Source organism: Bacillus sp. ZY-1-1 (assembly GCF_003047165.1).
GTDB lineage: Bacteria > Bacillota > Bacilli > Bacillales > Bacillaceae > Bacillus > Bacillus velezensis.
In genome coordinates, this window is the sequence record NZ_CP027061.1 from 1,453,801 (window position 1) to 1,470,984 (window position 17,184).

A 17,184-nucleotide genomic window follows, 5' to 3' on the forward strand; every position below is an offset into this window, starting at 1 on the left:
ACAGGCTTTTAATGTGCAGTCGGATAGCCGCTGGTTACAACGGTCATTACGGTAAACCAGCCAAACACACCCAGGGTGGCGGCGGCTAACAAAAATCCCAGGATATTTCTCTGTCTGACAGCCCGCAGGACTCCTAATACAGCTAATAATGCGACAAGGCCGAAGATTACAACAAGTAACATCATGCTCCTCCTTTGTCATTGGAACCTGAAAATCTTTCCATTTCATTTTAACCGTTTTCATTTTGTTTGTCGATAGCGTTTTCCCGGCCGCATTCATTGAATCTTCCGCAGAAAACCTTCATAATAAGGGCATATACATAAAGAGGTGATGAAAGTGAAATGGAGACGAATGCCGGCCGGTCCGATTCAGGCAAACGCGTATTTTCTTGTCAGTGAGGATCAGTCCTGTCTTATTTTTGATCCGGGCGGGGAAGCGGACAAAATCAACAATTACATAAAAGAAAACAATCTGAAGCCGCTGGCCATCTTACTGACGCACGCCCATTTTGACCATATCGGCGCACTTGACGAAGTAAGAGACAGATGGGATGTTCCCGTCTATCTTCACAAAAAGGAAGAAAAGTGGCTGGAGGACTCTTCCTTAAACGGATCAGGCATATTGCGGGGCATTGCCGTAACGGCACGGCCCGCCGAACGGCTCATCGAAGGCGACGGCATTTTGGACATCGGGCCTTTCCATTTGGAGACATTGTTTACGCCGGGACATTCACCGGGAAGCGTTTCTTATTATGTGAAGGACGCAGATCTGGTGATTTCAGGTGATGTGCTCTTTCAGGGAGGCATCGGCCGAACTGATTTACACGGCGGAAGTCAGGACGTATTGCTTGATTCCATTCATCAAAAACTGCTCACGCTTCCCGGACATACACTTGTATTAAGCGGGCACGGGCCGGAAACGGACATCCAGACAGAGCAGGAGCGAAACCCGTTTATCAATGGTTTTTCACTGTAAATGAAAAAAGACAGACCATAATCGGTCTGTCTTTTTCTGTTCAGTGGGTTCCGCCGCCCGGTGTCATAATAAAAATAGAGTAGTATGTAAATCCGGCGAAAAATACGGTTAAGTAAGCTCCGAAAATATAAATATACATCCGCTCAGTCAGATTCAAATAAGAAAGAAATACGAAAAAGATCGTCTGTCCAAAAAACAAAAGAGAAGCGTCTTTCATGCCCCCTAGAAAAAACATGACTGCAAATATCCCCGTCCAAAATCCTAACACCCGGAACATGCGATTCATTCCTTATCCCCTCCCGAGAGTCTATCTGAAGTTTATTATAATAGATCGGCACTCAAAATGTAAACATTTTCATTATTATATTTATTGTGGAATTTATGTCTTTCCCTGTGTTTTATATCTTATGCCGTTCTCTAAAAAAGATCCGAAAAATCTTTTTGAAATACGTTTAGGGAAAAAAAGTTCAGGGTACTTATGTTAACAAAGAGACGGATTATCCGAGGGAGGAATTTTTAAAAATGAAAGAACTTATTTTTTATTCATACCCGAGCTGCACATCATGCCGAAAAACGAAACATTGGTTAAAAGCCCACAATGTTGACTTTCAAGAGCGACATCTATTCCGGGAGACACCGACAATTGATGAATTGAAACAGATCTTATCATTAACGACCGAAGGAATTGATGAAATATTGGCGACGAGAAGCCAAACATTTAAAAACCTTAACCTCAACATTGAAGAAATGACTGTAAATGAAGTGCTGAAGCTTTTGACTGAGAAGCCGAAACTGCTGCGGCGTCCGATTCTGATCGATCGCAATAAGCTCGTTATCGGATACAATCCGGGAGAACTGATGAAGCTGACGAAGAAAAAAACGGTACATCAATCTGTATCATAAGAGAAAAACGAAGATCCGCTGATCAAATTTATCAGCTAATCTTCGTTTTTTGCGGTTGCGGGACTGGGCTAGCTGGATTCGAACCAACGATCACGGAGTCAAAGTCCATTGCCTTACCGCTTGGCTATAGCCCATCGGATGTAATTACAGTATGTGCGTCCGGCCCCGATTTATACATACAAAGTAATTTGAATGGAGGAGACCCGTGAAACATTTGAATGAAACATTATCTCGAACCTTAATTGAAGAATCAGGTGAAATCACACGCCAGTGGCTGCTCATACCAAAATCGGGGCGGCCTTCAGATGATCAGAAAGCGGAAATGCAGCACCGTCTGTTAATTGAAATCGTTGCCGGCATTTTATCGGAAAAAGAAGGCGGAGAAGAGGAGCTGACAAAGTGGGCGCTTCAGTTCGCAAGGGACCGGGCCGTCCATGAAGTACCGGTCTATGAAAGCGTCACGAGCTTTAAAGAATTCCGGAGATTGGTCTGGAACCGCATACAGACATGCTGCGAAACGATGTCTGAGAAGCCCAGGGCGAATGCGGTATTCCATTGGGGAGAGAAGCTGAACAAAGCAATTGACCATATGATTGAAGTATTTACAGAGGAATATTATAAAGTGACGGTTACACAATTAAACGCCCAAAAGGAAATGATTAACGAACTGAGCGCGCCGATTATGCCGATTGCCGCCGGTATTGGAATTTTGCCGCTTGTCGGCGAAATTGATACCTACCGGGCAAAAATGATTTTGGAATCGGTGCTTGACCAATGTTCTTCACTCCGGCTTTCTTATTTATTTTTAGATATATCAGGTGTGCCGATTGTGGATACGATGGTCGCTTATCAGATTTTCAAAGTGATTGACAGCACAAAACTTCTCGGCATAGAAACGACAATCTCAGGCATCAGGCCGGAAATCGCGCAGACCGTCGTGAAGCTCGGCATCGATTTTTCTCAGGTGAAAACGGAGCAGAGTCTGGCGAAGGCGCTGGCAAAAAACGGATTTATCGTAAAAGAATCATTAAGATGATAAAAAGCTGAATGGCCGGGAGGGATTTCTCCCTCAGGCTATTCAGCTTTGTCAGCTTCAATCGTCATGATATGATGGCTGTCGATTTCTTTTACCGTAAATGTGTAGCCTTCAAAATCAATGGTGCTCCCGGGCTTCGCGTCAATATGCTGAGTAAGAAACCAGCCCCCCAGTGTATCGACTTGATCAGCCGTAATCTCTGTTCCGAGTAAATCATTGACGTCACTGATCAGCAATTTGGCGTTCAGGAGATAGCGGTTCTTCCCAAGCTTTTGAACGGAAGGTGTTTCGTCCGTATCAAATTCGTCGCGGATTTCGCCGACGATCTCTTCAATGATATCTTCTGCCGTTACTAATCCCGCGGTTCCGCCGTACTCATCAATGAGAATGGCCATATGGGCGTGTTCCCGCTGCATTTTAACGAACAATTGATAAATCGGAATCGTCTCAATCACATGGATCGCCGGCTGAATGTAAGGGCTGAGTTCGTGTTTTGTAAACGCCGCTCCTTCTGACAGGAATCTGAATAAAACTTCTTTTATATTGATGATGCCGACTACATGATCTTTATCTCCTTTTACGACGGGATACCGGGTATATTTATTTGTTTTGATAATGTCCCGGAGCATATGTCCCGATCCGCTGTCTAACGGCAGGCTCACCATTTCATTCCGTGGCACCATAATTTCTTTGGCAGTGCGCTTATCAAATGTGAAAATGTTATTTACGTAATGCAGCTCACTTTTTTTGATCATGCCGCTTCGATAGCTTTCGGCAAGGAGCACCCGCAATTCCTCTTCCGTATAAGCCATTTCATGTTCGGAAGCAGGCTTCAAGCCGAACATGGCTGTAATCAGGCGGGCGGAATGATTGAGCAGCCAGATGAACGGAAACATTAACTTATAAAACAAAATCATCGGTCTGGCAGACAAAAGTGTAATCCGCTCGGCTTTTTGGATAGCAAAACTTTTCGGGGCGAGTTCGCCGATGACGACATTCACATATGTAACCAGCAGAAAGGCGATGATCAATGACAGTACTTGGGCAACCGCTTCGTGAACTCCGGTCTTTAAAAATAACGGCTGAAGCATTGCTTTGACTGTCGGTTCACCCAGCCAGCCGATCCCCAAAGCGGTGACGGTGATGCCCAATTGGCACGCCGATAAATATTCATCGAGGTGTGTAATGACATGCTTGGCTGCTTTTGCTCCTTTTACATCTTCCTCAATGAGCTGATTAATACGGGAGCGCCTTGCTTTAACGATTGAAAACTCTATGGCGACAAAACACGCCGTTAATAATATAAATAGTACGATGGCAGATAGTTTGATGATATACAATGTAACGCCTTCCGCGAAGGAAGGCTTGCACCTCCCTTTTTTCGGAATAATACCACTGTAGAAAGCTGCTCAAACATCGAACCTGGTTTAGCCCGCCTCATTTACGGTAATAAAACAAGAAAGCGATACTGGAGGATGACAAGAGATGAAGGTACATTCGGGTGCGGACTGGCTGTGGTACCAGCTCGGTCCGCATGAAAAAACGGAAGCGAAAAAAATGATTCATCACAATCACTGGCCGCAATGCGAAAAGTGGTTTGAACATGAAAATCATATAAACTTTCTGCGCTCAGATACAAATGATCAGAATAATGAAGCGGTTTTCGGATCTTTAATCTATCATCAAGGATTAGATGATGAAAAAAACCATACCGTATTTCACTTTTATATTACGAGAGACTTCTTTTTTACGATTAATTTTGATTTTTCGCTGCTGCGCGGTGTAAAAGAAAAGCATGCCACACAGCAGATTCAAACCTGTGAAAATCCGATTGAAGGCTTTTTTGTTCTGCTGGGAGAGCTGATGAATTCCTATCTGATCGGACTGGATGAATTTGAAGTCAAGCAGCGGACGCTGAAATGGCAGATTCATGATGACAACAGCAAAGGAATCTTGGAAAATGTGCATAAACTGCGCCATGAGCTGTTCATTTGGAAAGGCCTTACACTGGGGGCTAAAAAAGTGGAAATGGCTTTAAAAGAAGCGTTTCTTCCGAAAAATGACAGGCAGAAAGATTACCTCAGAGCTCATCATAAGATGGAAAGAGGGATTACATATATCAATGAGTTTGATCAGGAACTGAGCAATCTGCTGCACGCCGAGGAAGTCATTACTTCCCAAAGAGGAAATGAAATTGTGAAAGCCTTGACGATCTTTACAACTCTCTTTACACCGATGACGGCGCTTGGAGCTCTCTGGGGGATGAACTTTGATAACATGCCGGAGCTTCATTGGAAATATGCGTATATCTGTTCCATCGTGCTCATTATTGTATCAACCCTGCTGATTTATATTTATCTGCGGCAGAAAGGCTGGACAGGGGACATTTTGAGGGAGCATCAAAAAAAATATTTGCGGAAAGAAAAGAAACGCTAAGAAGAGCAGGCATACGCCTGCTTTTTTGATGGCTGAAAATGGCCGAATGGTTCCGGATTTCATTCAGTAAATCAATGTCAGGGGGCTTATTTTTTATTTTTTTGCGTTTTACACAGTGTAAAACGCATAATCTCTCCTTTGCCGGCTTTTGTTTATCTGATTTACAATACGTGCGGAAGGAGGGAAGTCTTGTGAAAAATATTGAAACATACAGCAGGAACATCATAAACGAGGCCTATACGGCAAGGGCTTCAGATATACACATTGTGCCGAGAGAAAAGGATGCTTTCATTCATTTTCGCATCGGCCATGCTCTTGTGAAAAAAAGAGTCTTAAAAAAAGAGGAATGCGTAAGGCTTATTTCTCATTTCAAGTTTTTATCGGCCATGGATATAGGAGAAAGACGTAAGCCGCAAAACGGGTCATTGTCTCTGCCGCTTCCGACGGAAACCGTTCATTTGAGAATGTCAACCTTGCCGACAATGAATGATGAAAGTCTTGTCATCAGGCTTTTGCCTAAGCGGCAGATTCCCCCTCTGGATAAACTGTCCTTATTTCGGGGGGCGGGCGCCGCACTATTGTCCTTTCTGAAGCATTCACACGGCCTGCTTCTGTTTACCGGCCCGACCGGCTCTGGAAAAACGACCACTCTTTACTCGCTTGTCAACTATGCAAAACGGCATTTCAACCGGCGGATTGTCACGCTTGAAGACCCCGTAGAAACAAGAGATGAGGATGTGTTGCAAGTTCAGGTGAATGAAAAAGCCGGAGTCACATATTCCGCCGGTTTAAAAGCGATTTTAAGACATGATCCCGATATGATCATCTTAGGGGAAATCAGAGATGCCGAAACGGCTGAAATCGCAGTCCGCGCGGCCATGACGGGACACCTCGTTCTTTCAAGCCTGCATACAAGAGATGCTAAGGGCGCCATATACAGGCTGCTGGAGTTTGGGGTGAACATGACAGAAATTGAACAAACCGTCATTGCCATTGCCGCTCAGCGTCTGGTTGATTTAACATGTCCGTTCTGCAAAGAGGAAAACTGTTCCGTGTACTGCCGGATGTACAGGCAGACCCGCCGTGCGGGCATTTATGAACTGCTCTACGGGAAAAACCTCACCCAATGCTTTCAGGAAGCAAAGGGAGAGCACGCCAATTTTCAATATCAGACGCTCCGCAGGCTGATCAGAAAAGGAATCGCGCTCGGCTATGTCACAACCGACAATTACGATCGGTGGGTGTATCATGAAGCGGATTAAACGAACCTGGCCGTTGAAGGATCAAGCGGCTTTTTTGAAAAGGCTCGGTGAAATGACGGAAAAAGGATACAGTCTGATTGAAGGGCTCAGACTGCTGAAACTCCAGCTGCATAAACGTCAGCTTGCAGAGCTGACGGACGGAATCCGCCGGCTGAGGGAAGGTGATGCGTTTTACGAAGTGCTTGAGGCACTGTCTTTTCATAAAGAAGCCGTCTCTATCTGCTATTTCGCAGAGAAACACGGAGAATTGCCGGGGGCGATGAAACAAAGCGGCGAATTATTACAGAGAAAGCTCATGCAGACGAATCAAATCAAAAAAATGCTCCGGTATCCGATGTTTTTAATTTCTTCCGTCTGTGTCATGTTTTATATCCTGCAAAGTTTAATTATTCCGCAGTTTTCTGGGATTTATCAATCAATGAATATGAATACATCCGGTGCGACTGCTTTCATCTTTGCATTTTTTCGGCATTTTCATGAAGCCTGCGCACTGGCGCTGTCCGCCGCTTTCTGCTTGTTTTTGTACGTTTGGTTCTTATGTAAGAAAAAATCCCCGCAAGATAAAATGCTCATTGTTGTGAAAATACCCCTCTTGGGAAAAGCGGCCGTTCTTTTTAACAGCTACTTTTTCTCTTTACAGCTCAGCAGTCTTCTGAAATCCGGCCTTTCTATCTATGACAGCTTAACAGCTTTTAAAGAACAATCTTTTCTGCCTTTTTATCGTGAAGAAGCAGAGATGCTCATTACACGTCTGAAAGCCGGAGAAACCATAGAATCCGCTCTTTCCGGGCATCCGTATTATGAAAAAGATCTTGCGGCTGCAGTCAGCCACGGACAGGCAAACGGCCTGCTTCACCGCGAACTTTATACGTACAGCCAGTTTATGATGGAGCGTCTTGAACAAAACGCGGCGAAGTATACCGGCATTCTCCAGCCTGTCATTTACGGTGTTGTGGCCGGTATGATTTTAATTGTCTACATGTCAATGCTGATGCCGATGTACCAGATGATGAACCAAATGTAAGGGAGTGCTTCGTCTGAAAAATCAAGATGGATTTACTTTAATTGAAATGCTGATCGTTTTATTTATCGTTTCCATTCTGCTTTTAATCACCATTCCTAACGTTACAAAACATAATCAAAGCATTCAGCATAAAGGCTGTGAAGGACTGCAGAATATGGTGAAAGCCCAAGTGACGGCGTACGAAATCGACCATGAAGGTAAAATGCCGGATATGAACGATTTACAATCAGAGGGGTATATCAAAAAGAATACAGCCTGCCCGAATGGTAAACAGATCTTAATTAGTGGCGGAGAAGTTACAGTTGAACAATAACAGGCGGACAGAAAACGGGTTTACTCTTCTTGAAAGCCTGATTGTGTTAAGCCTGGCGTCCGTCCTGCTGACGGTTTTGTTCACGACGGTTCCGCCGGTCTGCACCCACCTTGCCGTGCGGCAAAAAACAGAACAGCTTCAAAAAGATATTCAGCTTGCGCAGGAAACGGCTATCGCAGAACATAAAAGAACAAAAATCACTTTTCTTCCAAAAGAGCATAAATACAAACTGCAGTCAGCCGGAAGGATTGTCGAGCGTTCTTTTGATTCGCTTCACATTACACTTGTGACTTTACCGGAGAGCCTTGAATTTAACGAAAAAGGCCATCCGAATTCGGGAGGAAAGATTCAATTGAAGAGCGCCGGGTTCACCTATGAGATCACAGTTTACTTAGGGAGCGGAAATGTCCATGCTAAACGGAAATAAAGGGTTCTCTACTATTGAAACACTATCAGCAATGGCCATTTGGCTGTTCCTTATGACGTCTATCATTCCGGTCTGGACGGGCATGCTGACAGACGGTCTGAAAATAGAAGATCGCCAGGAAGCGTACCAGCTTCTTCAGAAACATATCAGCACTTATATGATGACCGGAAAAAAGCCGCCGTCTCCCGGCGTGAAGTGGAAGGAGGATGGTGAGTATTACAAAGTGTGTGCGGCTGACCGCGGCGAAAAAGAAATGTGTCTCAGCATTCTCAAAACAGACTGGCTTTACGCTTCTTAATGTTTTGTTCTCCTTGGCAGTCTGTCTTTTCCTATCAGGCACCCTGGGCCCGATTTTACATCTGTTTTTATCAAACCGGACCGATAACGGCGGATTAGACAGCCGGGAGCATCAAATTGCCGTTCAGCAGATCATGAACGAATGTAAACAGGCTGAGACTGTGAAGCCGGCGGACGGCGGATTGGCGTTAGCATGCCGGAAAACAGGGGGCGAAGAAGTGCGTTTTGAAATTTATCATAAGATGATAAGGAAAAGAGTAAACGGAAAAGGCCACGTGCCGATCCTGCAAAACGCGGCATCATTAACGGCTGATGTGAAAAACGGCCTGCTCTTATTAGAGATCTCAAGCGTTACAGGTAAAAAGAATCAGGCGGTCATTCCGGTTTACAGCTCTTTAAAAGGTGATTAAATGTACAAATCTGACGGTTTTATCTATCCCGCGGTTCTGTTTGTTTCTGCCGCAGTTTTACTTGTCATCAGCTATACTTCATCTGATTTCATCACCCGAAAAACATTTGCGAAAGAGGCCGGGGAGTACTGGATCGGAGAGAATCTGCTCCAAAACGGCGCGCTGCTGTCAAGCCGCCATATGACACAGGGACAAAAGGTCCAAACTGGTACACAGCGTTTTCCGTACGGAACTGTTTCCTTCCGCATCACCGGGAGTGATCGCCGGGAAACGGTTCAGGTTACAATTCAGGCCGAAACAGTGTCAGGCACGAGACGGGAGGCTCACCTTTTGTTCGATCAGAAGAAGAAACAGCTGATTCAATGGACGGAAGTATAAAAAAGAGGCGGCGGGACAACACTTCATAGTAAAGACAGCACTATGAGGTGAGAGCCGTGAAAACAAATGATTATGTAAAATATATGACTGAGCAATTCGTTAAATATTTCGATACGCCGAAACAGGAACGGAGAGAGCGAAAAGAAGTGCGGAAAGAAAAGAAAGTGCCGGCTTCTCAGCACTGGTTCGGAATATTGCCGTACAGTTTTAAGCTGTGGATGCAGCGGAAAAAATAAAGCGAATCACACGAAAGGTCCTCCTGTATCAGGAGGGCCTTATTGGTATTCCTCAATGACGGCAATTTTATTTACCTTTTGGCTGTAGGGATTAAAAGAAATCGTAACAAACACACCAAATTCTTTTGCGCCATCCCGCAATGTCAAGTGGTATTGTTTGACTGCTTCGTCCGTTCTTTTCCGGTCCCACACCTTTTGAATAAATAACGTTTGGGCGAGCGGATATCTTTTTTTAGCTTCTTTTTCTGCTAACTTTTCCCATTTTGATTTATGGTGAACAGCATAATAAGGCACCGTTTCCGCCTGAGCTGTTCCTGAAACCCCGAAAACAAGAAGAGAAAGGCAAATCAGACTTTGTGTGATCATCATTCTTCGTCCTTTCGCTGTATATACTTTCCATTTTGTGCTAGGCACCTCGTTATTTTCTCACGTTTTATTAGAAAAAATTCCAAAAAGGTGTGTAATTTGAAGCAAAACGATGTTTTTGAAAGATACCATTCTCAAAAACGAACAAATTGACCGATTTTGACATTTTTCAAGACGATAATCCTTGATTATACTTTGTTCATGAGGTTCTTTAAAGAGAACGGTTGTCATATTTATTAACAGTTTTACAGGGGGTAAGGCATGTTCCGATTGTTGCGAATGGAAAAAAAGGGAAAGGTGAGATGGCGGATGATGCTATTTTTACGGCTTTCGTTCATTTTTTGCCTGTCCGTGACGATATGTGCTCAGTTCACAGGTGATACAAGTTCCTCCTTCAATGATGTGAAAAGCTTCAGTCTCCCGGTTCAAACGTGCGGAGATTTTCAATATACGGATGACGATTGCCGTTATGACGAACGCTGGGATCAGAGTGATTTACATATAACAAATCAAACTGATACGTCAGGCACCGTGTGTGCGCCGCTTCAACTCTATGCCGAGCTGGAGAATAAGGGAAAAGAGCGGACTGTTTCTGACTGGAAATGGGAGCTCCATAAAATCGCTTCTCAGCAGCAGCCTTTACGAAACGGCAATGTTGTGGATAAAGGGCTTATTACTGATAAAAAAAGCAAAACGATTTATAAAATTGAGTCAAAGCGGTCTTTGCAGCCGGGCATATACGCATTCAAGATTTACAAGCCTGAAGGGTATCCGGCGGACGAAGAACAATTTGAGTGGTCAAAACCGATGAAACTCGTCAAATGCCGGGAACAGGCAACCGTTTCCGATCTGAAGAAAACGGAGAAAGAGCCGGCTGAGCCGGTAAAAGAAAGCGGGGAAGATCATGAAAAAAACGCTGAAACTGATCAGTAATATTTTGTATGCCGTCATCTTCAGCCTGATTATTGTGCTGACGTTAACGGTGATTTCGACCCGGGCTTCCGGGGGTGAGCCGGCCATCTTCGGCTATACGCTGAAATCCGTGCTGTCGGGTTCAATGGACCCGGAATTTAAGACGGGTTCGCTCATAGCGGTAAAGAAAATTTCTGACGTAAATGACTTAAAAAAAGGGGATGTGATCACCTTTACGCAAGATGACGGAACAGCCGTCACACACAGAATAATCGGGATCACAAAAAAGGACGGGAACCTGCTGTTTGAGACAAAAGGGGACCATAATGCCGCCCCGGATGCCGCCCCCGTTCAAGCTGAAAAAGTGGCGGCCCAGTATACGGGATATCAGCTTCCGTATGCGGGATATGTCATACATTTGGCAAGCCAGCCGATCGGAACGGCGATTCTGTTAATCGTTCCCGGCGTCATGCTTTTGATTTACTCAATAACAGTCATCCTCAGCGCCCTCCGCGATATTGAGCGGAAAACGAAAGCGCTGGAAGAACATGCGAAAAAGGGAACCATCTCCACATGAATACGGTTGCAACCTGGCGACAGGATTTGATAACAAAAAATAAAAAGTAAGGGGAGTACAAACATGGGTATGAAAAAGAAATTAAGCTTGGGCGTTGCCTCTGCCGCACTCGGTTTAGCATTAGTAGGAGGAGGCACATGGGCCGCATTTAATGATGTGAAGTCGACGGACGCTACATTTGCGTCAGGAACACTGGATTTATCGGCTAAAGAACAATCAGCCAATGTCAATTTGTCAAACTTAAAACCAGGTGATAAATTGACGAAAGATTTTGAATTCAGAAACAACGGTTCACTTGCCATTAAAGAAGTGCTGATGGCTTTGAATTTTACTGACTTTAAAGGAGCAAAGAAAGGCAATGAATCTGCGGAGGATTTCCTCAGCCAGTTTGAAATTACGGTTCTGACAGTCGGTAAAGAAGGGGGCAACGGCTATCCTAAAAATATCATTTTAAAGGCGGCCAGCCTGAAAGACTTATACTTAATGTCAACAAAGCAGGATAAAGCAGCTGCCGAAGCGATCAGCAAGCACATTGATCCGAAATTCCTGAGCGAGAGCGGGAAAGTCAATGTGGCAACCATTAACGGCAAAACAGCTCCTGAGTACGACGGAGTTCCGAAAACGCCTGCTGATTATGACCAGGTGAGAATGGAAATCCAATTTAAAAATGACACCGCAAAAACTGCGGACGGATTAAGTGTGCAAAACAAGTTCCAAGGCAATGCGATTTCTCTTCAATTCTCTTTTGAAGCCACGCAATGGAACGGCTTGACCATTAAGAAAGATCATACGGATAAAGACGGTTACGTCAAGGAAAATGAAAAGGCTCACAGTGAGGATAAAAACTAATCCGAAAGTCGGACAGTTAAAAGAGGAGTTGTGCACATATGGCGGCACTACTCCTCTTTTTGCGCTTTTCTCCATTTTTGATAATCTAAAAATTCACGAAATTGTTTTTTTGATACCCCGGATGTCATCGCATCGCGAACTAATTTCTCCCATTCACTATCTAATTGACCATCGTATTCGGTTTCATGTTTTTCATCAAGTAAAGTATGAACCGAGACGTCCAGAACAGCGGAGACTTTTTCGAGAAATTGAATGGAGGGGTTCGTCTGTAAATTTCGTTCTATTGAGCTTAAATAAGACTTCGCTACCCCAGCTTTTTCAGCTAGTTCTGATAGTGAGTAGCCTTTTTCTTTTCGGTATTGTTTAATACGCTGGCCAATCAATGTCATCACCTTCCTTGTGATATTATAGCACATTCAGAAAGGATTTACGGTATGACTTCTGGCTGCCTGGATATGTTGAGAAGACTTTTTATGCGAAAGCAGGTATTTGCGTATTTCTTCTAGGCTGATATTTGCTTTTTGGGCTTCTAATATCAGCTCAACCCATTCCTTATCTAATTGCGAAAATTCCATTTTTGCATTTTTCATGCATTTTCTCCTCCTAAAATACTTGTTTATGTATTTCAGCCAATCCGCCCATGACCTTATCTTTACATGTCTGGAAGTGATTCATCGCATGCGAAACGCCAGAAATTTTTTCTATATACTTTTATTATAATATAGAATTTCCAGAAAAAACGGGAAAGGTGTCGAATGGATAACGCTTATCCAGAAAAATTACTTTGCAGGAAAAATAAACCGCCGTTTTCAATCTGAATGTGAATTTTCGGCTGATATAAGGCTTTCAGCGCTTGTTTTTCCAAATGGTATTCCTCAGGTTTTTCTTCTGTCTGCTCATAAAACTGATCGAGCAGCCTGAGGTCCTTTTTCCATCTGGCGATCGCGCTGTCAGCCCAGTCTGACGGCTCTTTGGCGGCAGCGTCTTTTAAGTAATGCTCCATCCTTTTAATCCCGCTTTCCGGCTTAATCATCGGCGATATGGTAAAGCAATAGTCTGATATTTGCGAGGTCAGCGGAAGCGGTGCAAGCTTCTGCTGAAACCCTTCTATAATTGTTCCAGAAACAAGATGCAGGCCTAAAGACAAAAGTCTGTCTTTTTTCATGTCGGATTGGTATGAAATCACTACATTTAATCCAAGCCAGGGCTGAAGCGGCACTCTGGCTCCGGCTGATACAATTTTCTCATATATTCTTGTAAATCTCCCATTTTGTTTAACTGCTTGAAAGATTTGAAAGAGGCGCGGGGCTCCAAAGTAAATAAACTCGCCGTCCATATCCTCCGGAGCCGTTTCTTTATCAGTGATGAACGTAATCTTCATCGGGTTCGGTTCGCCGCCCGTTTTTTCACGCCAATGCCAATAAAACGGGCGGTTCATAATTTGTTTGTCCATCTCGACCGTCAACTGAACCGTCATAAAACCCGGCCCGTGTTCTGTAATCGGGCAGTGGTTCGCTTCAAAAAAGCGCAGTAAAAATTGGTGAACCTCCTGCTGTCTCATGTCGCGCTTCCTCCTTTTTAAGAGCCTTTTTTTCTGGCGGGCTTTTCCGTACCGTACGACAGAAAAGAGGTGAGATTGTCCATTTTGATTCTCATTTCCTCCTCTGTCAGCGAATGGCATAAAATATCATGCAAATGGTCTTCAAAATTGCTCACTTTGATTTTTGTTAAAATGTCATCTAATTCTCCGACGACATTTTCAAATAAATGAATTTTGTCATACAGAAGTTTTAAGATATGCTCTTCCACCGTATGTTTTGTCGCCATATTGTAGATATGGACATCTCTTTCCTGACCGAGTCTGTGAATCCTTCCGATTCTTTGTTCAAGCCGCATCGGGTTCCACGGGAGGTCATAATTGATAATATGGTTGCAGAATTGCAGGTTGATCCCTTCGCCTCCGGCTTCTGTAGCGATCAGCACCTGCACTTTGCCGCGGAAGAGATCCTTCATCCAGTCTTTTTTTCCGCGTTTAAATCCGCCTCTGAACGGAACGGAGCTTATGCCGTTCTGCTGAAGGAACCATTGCAGGTAAATCTGTGTCGCCCTGTATTCAGTAAAAATAATGACTTTATCATTAATCTTTTGGATCAAGTCAACAACTTGAATCGCTTTTGAGTTTTGCGTGACTTGATTGATGCGGTCCATTAAATTAGCGATCGTCTGTTCATCGAATGCGGGCGCTTGTTTGTCTTTTTGGTCAAGCATTTTTTTGAGCGTCATATACACGGCTTCTCTGCTTGAACAGCACTCTCTTTGCAGCGTCATAATGGAAAATGCGCTGGCGGGCTTTTCCGTGCCGTTTTTCAGTGCGGCAATGTCATCGTAAAGCGCCTGTTCCGTCGGTGAAAAGGTGATCGGCACTGTTTCCACGTGGCGCTTCGTCCATGTAAGGCCGGTGTCGCTCCGCGTGTTGCGGATCATCACCTTATTGACGAGTTCTTTCAAATGCTCATGAGCGTCAATCCCGTCCTTCTGATTGAAGGTTTCTTGAAATCCGCTTTCATTTCCTAAATGGCCGGGCTTTAACAGTGACACTAAATTGAAGATTTCTTCGATCCGGTTTTGAATCGGCGTCGCCGTCAGAAGCAGGCAGTATTTCTTCACAAGACTTCTCGCAAATTCATAATTTTTCGTTTTGCTGTTTTTGAGCTTGTGCGCCTCGTCAATAATGACGAGATCATACGGAATAGAAAGGACAATGTCTTTGTGAGGGGAGCGTTTGGCCGTATCAATAGAAGAAACGACGATATCGCACTGTTCCCACACATAGCTTTTCTTCTGTTCAACAGCGGGTATTAAAAACTTCTCCTGAAGCTCTTTCACCCACTGGGAAACGAGTGATGCCGGCACAAGAATCAGGATTTTTTTGGCCAGCCCGCGAATCATATATTCTTTTAAAATCAGGCCCGCTTCCACCGTTTTTCCGAGCCCCACTTCATCAGCCAAAATCGCCTTGCCGTTCATTTTTTCAACGACTTTCTGCGCGACCTCAAGCTGATGGGGAAGCGGAGTGAAATCGGGCAGGTATAAAGGAGCTCTCAACCCTTCAAATTCAGGAATGGCAAGGGTCTGCTGGACTTCAGCCGACAGTTTGTACAGCTCCCAATTTGACCAGGGACCGTCCGTTTTCAGCCGCTCAGAAAACTCTCCCGGCCAGTTTGCATCAAATATGATCTCTGCTGTCATTTGTAACAAAACCGCCTTTCTTTTAAAAAACTGATTTATCATAATTTTTGTTGCCGGACGTAAATGAGGGTGGTAGGATATAAGTAATGATTTCACTAAAAGATATTGCTTTAGTATGTCCATAAAATTGGTAAATATGAGCGAATGACAGCAAGGGGAGAGACTCGGACGAAAGATGGGCGTCCGGGCGCCGAAGGAGCAAACTGCGGAGTGAATCTCTCAGGCAAAAGAACTCTTGCTCGACGCAACTCTGGAGAGTGTCTGCACTTAGAAGAAGCAGGCCACCAAAGGGGACGTCTTTATGATATGTTCATAAAGTAAACTTTCAGGTGCCGGGACAGAGAAGCCTTCATTTTCATGAGGTGTTTCTCTGTCCTTTTTTATATGTTTTTACAAGCGCCAATGACTGAAGGGGGAAGATGATGCTGAAACGAACACCGCTTTATGACGTGTATAAAGAATACGGCGGAAAAACGATTGATTTTGGAGGATGGGAGCTGCCGGTTCAATTTTCTTCTATTAAAGAGGAGCATGAAGCCGTCCGCACAAAAGCGGGCCTGTTTGATGTGTCTCATATGGGGGAAGTTGAAGTATCCGGTAAAGACGCCCTGTCTTTTCTGCAAAAAATGATGACAAATGACGTTGCCGATTTAAAGCCGGGAAACGCGCTTTATACCGCCATGTGCTATCCTGACGGCGGTACGGTCGATGATTTGCTGATCTATCAGAAAAGCGAGAGCTGCTATCTGCTCGTGATAAACGCGTCTAATATTGAAAAAGACATCGCCTGGCTGACGGAACATGCGGAAGGCGACGTCACGCTGACGAATCAGTCTGACCGGATTTCACTGCTTGCCGTTCAGGGGCCGAATGCTCAGTCGGTTCTTGCGAAGCTGACTGAATGTGATTTGTCCTCCTTAAAGCCGTTTACATTTATTGACGAGGCGGATGTTGCCGGACGCCAAGTTCTGCTTTCAAGAACGGGCTATACCGGTGAAGACGGGTTTGAGTTATATTGCCGCAATGAAGATGCGGTTCATCTATTTAAGGAGATACTTGCAGCGGGAGAGCATGAAGGCCTCGTTCCGTGCGGCCTCGGCGCCCGTGACACGCTGAGATTTGAAGCGAAGCTTGCTTTATACGGTCAGGAATTGACGAAAGATATTACACCGATTGAAGCCGGAATCGGATTTGCCGTGAAACACAAGAAAGATTCCGATTTTTTCGGGAAATCTGTATTGCGTGAACAGAAAGAAAAAGGAGCCCCGCGAAAGCTGGTCGGACTTGAGATGATTGAAAAAGGGATTCCGAGACACGGGTACGCCGTGAAAAAAGACGGTGTTCCGATTGGTGAAGTCACGACAGGCACGCAATCTCCGACTTTAAAGAAAAATATCGGCCTTGCCTTAATCAAAACGGAATTCAGTGAAGTCGGAACGGAAGTAGAAGTGGAAATCCGTAAAAAAACGGTAAAAGCGAAGATTGTCCGCACACCGTTTTATAAACGTCCAAAACAGAGCTGAAAAAGGAGAGT

Annotated in this window: 24 protein-coding genes, 1 tRNA gene and 1 riboswitch; of the genes, 16 read left to right on the plus strand and 9 right to left on the minus strand. The window is 44.4% G+C overall.

Going from position 1 to position 17,184, the window contains the following annotated elements:
• Window positions 1–8: 8 nt before the first annotated feature.
• Entirely contained in the window at window positions 9–182 is a 174-nt protein-coding gene (locus C5I45_RS07630; protein ID WP_003153076.1) for a DUF2759 domain-containing protein, read from the minus strand.
• A 154-nt stretch (window positions 183–336) separates the two neighbouring features.
• Between C5I45_RS07630 and C5I45_RS07635 the strand changes: the two genes are divergently transcribed.
• The gene (locus C5I45_RS07635) at window positions 337–975 is read left to right on the plus strand and encodes an MBL fold metallo-hydrolase (protein ID WP_025852931.1); all 639 of its coding nucleotides are present in this window, start codon (window positions 337–339) and stop codon (window positions 973–975) included.
• A gap of 40 nt (window positions 976–1,015) precedes the next feature.
• On the opposite strand, the gene C5I45_RS07640 is transcribed toward C5I45_RS07635, so the two are convergent.
• On the minus strand, window positions 1,016–1,261 hold the full coding sequence (locus C5I45_RS07640) for a DUF2626 domain-containing protein (RefSeq protein ID WP_003153078.1): 246 nt from the start codon (window positions 1,259–1,261) through the stop codon (window positions 1,016–1,018).
• A 236-nt stretch (window positions 1,262–1,497) separates the two neighbouring features.
• Here C5I45_RS07640 and C5I45_RS07645 point away from each other — a divergent pair, with 236 nt between their 5' ends.
• Window positions 1,498–1,878, plus strand: a complete 381-nt coding sequence (locus C5I45_RS07645; protein ID WP_003153079.1) for a Spx/MgsR family RNA polymerase-binding regulatory protein — start codon at window positions 1,498–1,500, stop codon at window positions 1,876–1,878.
• Window positions 1,879–1,941: 63 nt separating this feature from the next.
• On the opposite strand, the gene C5I45_RS07650 is transcribed toward C5I45_RS07645, so the two are convergent.
• Window positions 1,942–2,012 (minus strand) — tRNA-Gln (locus C5I45_RS07650).
• 71 nt (window positions 2,013–2,083) lie between these two features.
• Here C5I45_RS07650 and C5I45_RS07655 point away from each other — a divergent pair.
• A complete protein-coding gene (locus C5I45_RS07655) occupies window positions 2,084–2,914 on the plus strand; it encodes an STAS domain-containing protein (RefSeq protein WP_025852928.1) in 831 nt (276 codons plus the stop codon).
• Between the two features lie 38 nt (window positions 2,915–2,952).
• On the opposite strand, the gene C5I45_RS07660 is transcribed toward C5I45_RS07655, so the two are convergent.
• A complete protein-coding gene (locus C5I45_RS07660) occupies window positions 2,953–4,254 on the minus strand; it encodes a hemolysin family protein (protein ID WP_014305416.1) in 1,302 nt (433 codons plus the stop codon).
• A gap of 145 nt (window positions 4,255–4,399) precedes the next feature.
• On the opposite strand from C5I45_RS07660, the gene C5I45_RS07665 reads away from it, so the two are divergent.
• From C5I45_RS07665 to C5I45_RS07705, 9 genes are all read left to right on the plus strand, one after another.
• Window positions 4,400–5,350 (plus strand): magnesium transporter CorA family protein, encoded by a 951-nt coding sequence (locus C5I45_RS07665; protein WP_003153082.1) that lies wholly within the window; start codon window positions 4,400–4,402, stop codon window positions 5,348–5,350.
• 191 nt (window positions 5,351–5,541) lie between these two features.
• A complete protein-coding gene (gene comGA / locus C5I45_RS07670; RefSeq protein ID WP_003153083.1) occupies window positions 5,542–6,612 on the plus strand; it encodes a competence type IV pilus ATPase ComGA in 1,071 nt (356 codons plus the stop codon).
• The gene (gene comGB / locus C5I45_RS07675; protein ID WP_024085602.1) at window positions 6,599–7,636 is read left to right on the plus strand and encodes a competence type IV pilus assembly protein ComGB; all 1,038 of its coding nucleotides are present in this window, start codon (window positions 6,599–6,601) and stop codon (window positions 7,634–7,636) included. The genes comGA and comGB overlap by 14 nt, the downstream gene beginning before the upstream one ends.
• A gap of 4 nt (window positions 7,637–7,640) precedes the next feature.
• Window positions 7,641–7,949 (plus strand): competence type IV pilus major pilin ComGC, encoded by a 309-nt coding sequence (gene comGC, locus C5I45_RS07680; RefSeq protein ID WP_003153087.1) that lies wholly within the window; start codon window positions 7,641–7,643, stop codon window positions 7,947–7,949.
• On the plus strand, window positions 7,939–8,376 hold the full coding sequence (comGD, locus tag C5I45_RS07685) for a competence type IV pilus minor pilin ComGD (protein WP_025852922.1): 438 nt from the start codon (window positions 7,939–7,941) through the stop codon (window positions 8,374–8,376). Before comGC ends, comGD begins: the two co-directional genes overlap by 11 nt.
• Window positions 8,360–8,674, plus strand: a complete 315-nt coding sequence (gene comGE / locus C5I45_RS07690; RefSeq protein ID WP_015388003.1) for a competence type IV pilus minor pilin ComGE — start codon at window positions 8,360–8,362, stop codon at window positions 8,672–8,674. The genes comGD and comGE overlap by 17 nt, the downstream gene beginning before the upstream one ends.
• A complete protein-coding gene (gene comGF, locus C5I45_RS07695) occupies window positions 8,583–9,083 on the plus strand; it encodes a competence type IV pilus minor pilin ComGF (protein ID WP_226565836.1) in 501 nt (166 codons plus the stop codon). The genes comGE and comGF overlap by 92 nt, the downstream gene beginning before the upstream one ends.
• Entirely contained in the window at window positions 9,084–9,461 is a 378-nt protein-coding gene (gene comGG / locus C5I45_RS07700) for a competence type IV pilus minor pilin ComGG (protein WP_014305410.1), read from the plus strand.
• Between the two features lie 56 nt (window positions 9,462–9,517).
• Window positions 9,518–9,697, plus strand: coding sequence for a YqzE family protein (locus tag C5I45_RS07705; protein ID WP_003153093.1), 180 nt, complete (start codon window positions 9,518–9,520; stop codon window positions 9,695–9,697).
• A 39-nt stretch (window positions 9,698–9,736) separates the two neighbouring features.
• Here C5I45_RS07705 and C5I45_RS07710 read toward each other — a convergent pair whose 3' ends face one another.
• On the minus strand, window positions 9,737–10,066 hold the full coding sequence (locus C5I45_RS07710) for a DUF3889 domain-containing protein (protein ID WP_003153097.1): 330 nt from the start codon (window positions 10,064–10,066) through the stop codon (window positions 9,737–9,739).
• A 258-nt stretch (window positions 10,067–10,324) separates the two neighbouring features.
• On the opposite strand from C5I45_RS07710, the gene tapA reads away from it, so the two are divergent.
• From tapA to tasA, 3 genes are all read left to right on the plus strand, one after another.
• Window positions 10,325–10,996, plus strand: a complete 672-nt coding sequence (tapA, locus tag C5I45_RS07715) for an amyloid fiber anchoring/assembly protein TapA (RefSeq protein ID WP_014305409.1) — start codon at window positions 10,325–10,327, stop codon at window positions 10,994–10,996.
• The gene (gene sipW / locus C5I45_RS07720) at window positions 10,968–11,552 is read left to right on the plus strand and encodes a signal peptidase I SipW (protein WP_025852917.1); all 585 of its coding nucleotides are present in this window, start codon (window positions 10,968–10,970) and stop codon (window positions 11,550–11,552) included. The genes tapA and sipW overlap by 29 nt, the downstream gene beginning before the upstream one ends.
• Window positions 11,553–11,615: 63 nt before the next feature.
• Window positions 11,616–12,401: a biofilm matrix protein TasA gene (gene tasA / locus C5I45_RS07725; protein ID WP_003153102.1), complete on the plus strand. Its 786-nt coding sequence runs from the start codon at window positions 11,616–11,618 to the stop codon at window positions 12,399–12,401.
• A gap of 47 nt (window positions 12,402–12,448) precedes the next feature.
• Here tasA and sinR read toward each other — a convergent pair whose 3' ends face one another.
• The 4 genes from sinR to C5I45_RS07745 all read right to left on the minus strand — a co-directional run bounded on the left by sinR (window position 12,449) and on the right by C5I45_RS07745 (window position 15,650).
• Window positions 12,449–12,784, minus strand: coding sequence for a transcriptional regulator SinR (gene sinR / locus C5I45_RS07730; protein WP_003153104.1), 336 nt, complete (start codon window positions 12,782–12,784; stop codon window positions 12,449–12,451).
• A 33-nt stretch (window positions 12,785–12,817) separates the two neighbouring features.
• On the minus strand, window positions 12,818–12,991 hold the full coding sequence (gene sinI / locus C5I45_RS07735) for an anti-repressor SinI (RefSeq protein ID WP_003153105.1): 174 nt from the start codon (window positions 12,989–12,991) through the stop codon (window positions 12,818–12,820).
• A gap of 176 nt (window positions 12,992–13,167) precedes the next feature.
• Window positions 13,168–13,962 (minus strand): YqhG family protein, encoded by a 795-nt coding sequence (locus C5I45_RS07740; RefSeq protein ID WP_014305407.1) that lies wholly within the window; start codon window positions 13,960–13,962, stop codon window positions 13,168–13,170.
• A gap of 17 nt (window positions 13,963–13,979) precedes the next feature.
• Window positions 13,980–15,650: a DEAD/DEAH box helicase gene (locus tag C5I45_RS07745; RefSeq protein WP_003153107.1), complete on the minus strand. Its 1,671-nt coding sequence runs from the start codon at window positions 15,648–15,650 to the stop codon at window positions 13,980–13,982.
• Between the two features lie 144 nt (window positions 15,651–15,794).
• A riboswitch (glycine riboswitch) is annotated at window positions 15,795–15,895 on the plus strand.
• 177 nt (window positions 15,896–16,072) lie between these two features.
• Between C5I45_RS07745 and gcvT the strand changes: the two genes are divergently transcribed.
• The gene (gcvT, locus tag C5I45_RS07750) at window positions 16,073–17,173 is read left to right on the plus strand and encodes a glycine cleavage system aminomethyltransferase GcvT (RefSeq protein WP_003153108.1); all 1,101 of its coding nucleotides are present in this window, start codon (window positions 16,073–16,075) and stop codon (window positions 17,171–17,173) included.
• Window positions 17,174–17,184: the final 11 nt, after the last annotated feature.

What these genes read in the sequence shown, in the direction of transcription:
- C5I45_RS07665 (WP_003153082.1), top strand. Translation starts at nt 4,400, where the DNA reads ATGAAGGTACATTCGGGTGCGGACTGGCTGTGGTACCAGCTCGGTCCG.
- comGG (WP_014305410.1), top strand. Translation starts at nt 9,084, where the DNA reads ATGTACAAATCTGACGGTTTTATCTATCCCGCGGTTCTGTTTGTTTCT.
- comGB (WP_024085602.1), top strand. Translation starts at nt 6,599, where the DNA reads ATGAAGCGGATTAAACGAACCTGGCCGTTGAAGGATCAAGCGGCTTTT.
- tasA (WP_003153102.1), top strand. Translation starts at nt 11,616, where the DNA reads ATGGGTATGAAAAAGAAATTAAGCTTGGGCGTTGCCTCTGCCGCACTC.
- gcvT (WP_003153108.1), top strand. Translation starts at nt 16,073, where the DNA reads ATGCTGAAACGAACACCGCTTTATGACGTGTATAAAGAATACGGCGGA.
- sinI (WP_003153105.1), bottom strand. Translation starts at nt 12,991, where the DNA reads ATGAAAAATGCAAAAATGGAATTTTCGCAATTAGATAAGGAATGGGTT.
- comGE (WP_015388003.1), top strand. Translation starts at nt 8,360, where the DNA reads ATGCTAAACGGAAATAAAGGGTTCTCTACTATTGAAACACTATCAGCA.
- comGF (WP_226565836.1), top strand. Translation starts at nt 8,583, where the DNA reads ATGGTGAGTATTACAAAGTGTGTGCGGCTGACCGCGGCGAAAAAGAAA.
- C5I45_RS07710 (WP_003153097.1), bottom strand. Translation starts at nt 10,066, where the DNA reads ATGATGATCACACAAAGTCTGATTTGCCTTTCTCTTCTTGTTTTCGGG.
- C5I45_RS07745 (WP_003153107.1), bottom strand. Translation starts at nt 15,650, where the DNA reads ATGACAGCAGAGATCATATTTGATGCAAACTGGCCGGGAGAGTTTTCT.
- C5I45_RS07645 (WP_003153079.1), top strand. Translation starts at nt 1,498, where the DNA reads ATGAAAGAACTTATTTTTTATTCATACCCGAGCTGCACATCATGCCGA.
- C5I45_RS07640 (WP_003153078.1), bottom strand. Translation starts at nt 1,261, where the DNA reads ATGAATCGCATGTTCCGGGTGTTAGGATTTTGGACGGGGATATTTGCA.
- sipW (WP_025852917.1), top strand. Translation starts at nt 10,968, where the DNA reads ATGAAAAAAACGCTGAAACTGATCAGTAATATTTTGTATGCCGTCATC.
- tapA (WP_014305409.1), top strand. Translation starts at nt 10,325, where the DNA reads ATGTTCCGATTGTTGCGAATGGAAAAAAAGGGAAAGGTGAGATGGCGG.
- C5I45_RS07740 (WP_014305407.1), bottom strand. Translation starts at nt 13,962, where the DNA reads ATGAGACAGCAGGAGGTTCACCAATTTTTACTGCGCTTTTTTGAAGCG.
- C5I45_RS07630 (WP_003153076.1), bottom strand. Translation starts at nt 182, where the DNA reads ATGTTACTTGTTGTAATCTTCGGCCTTGTCGCATTATTAGCTGTATTA.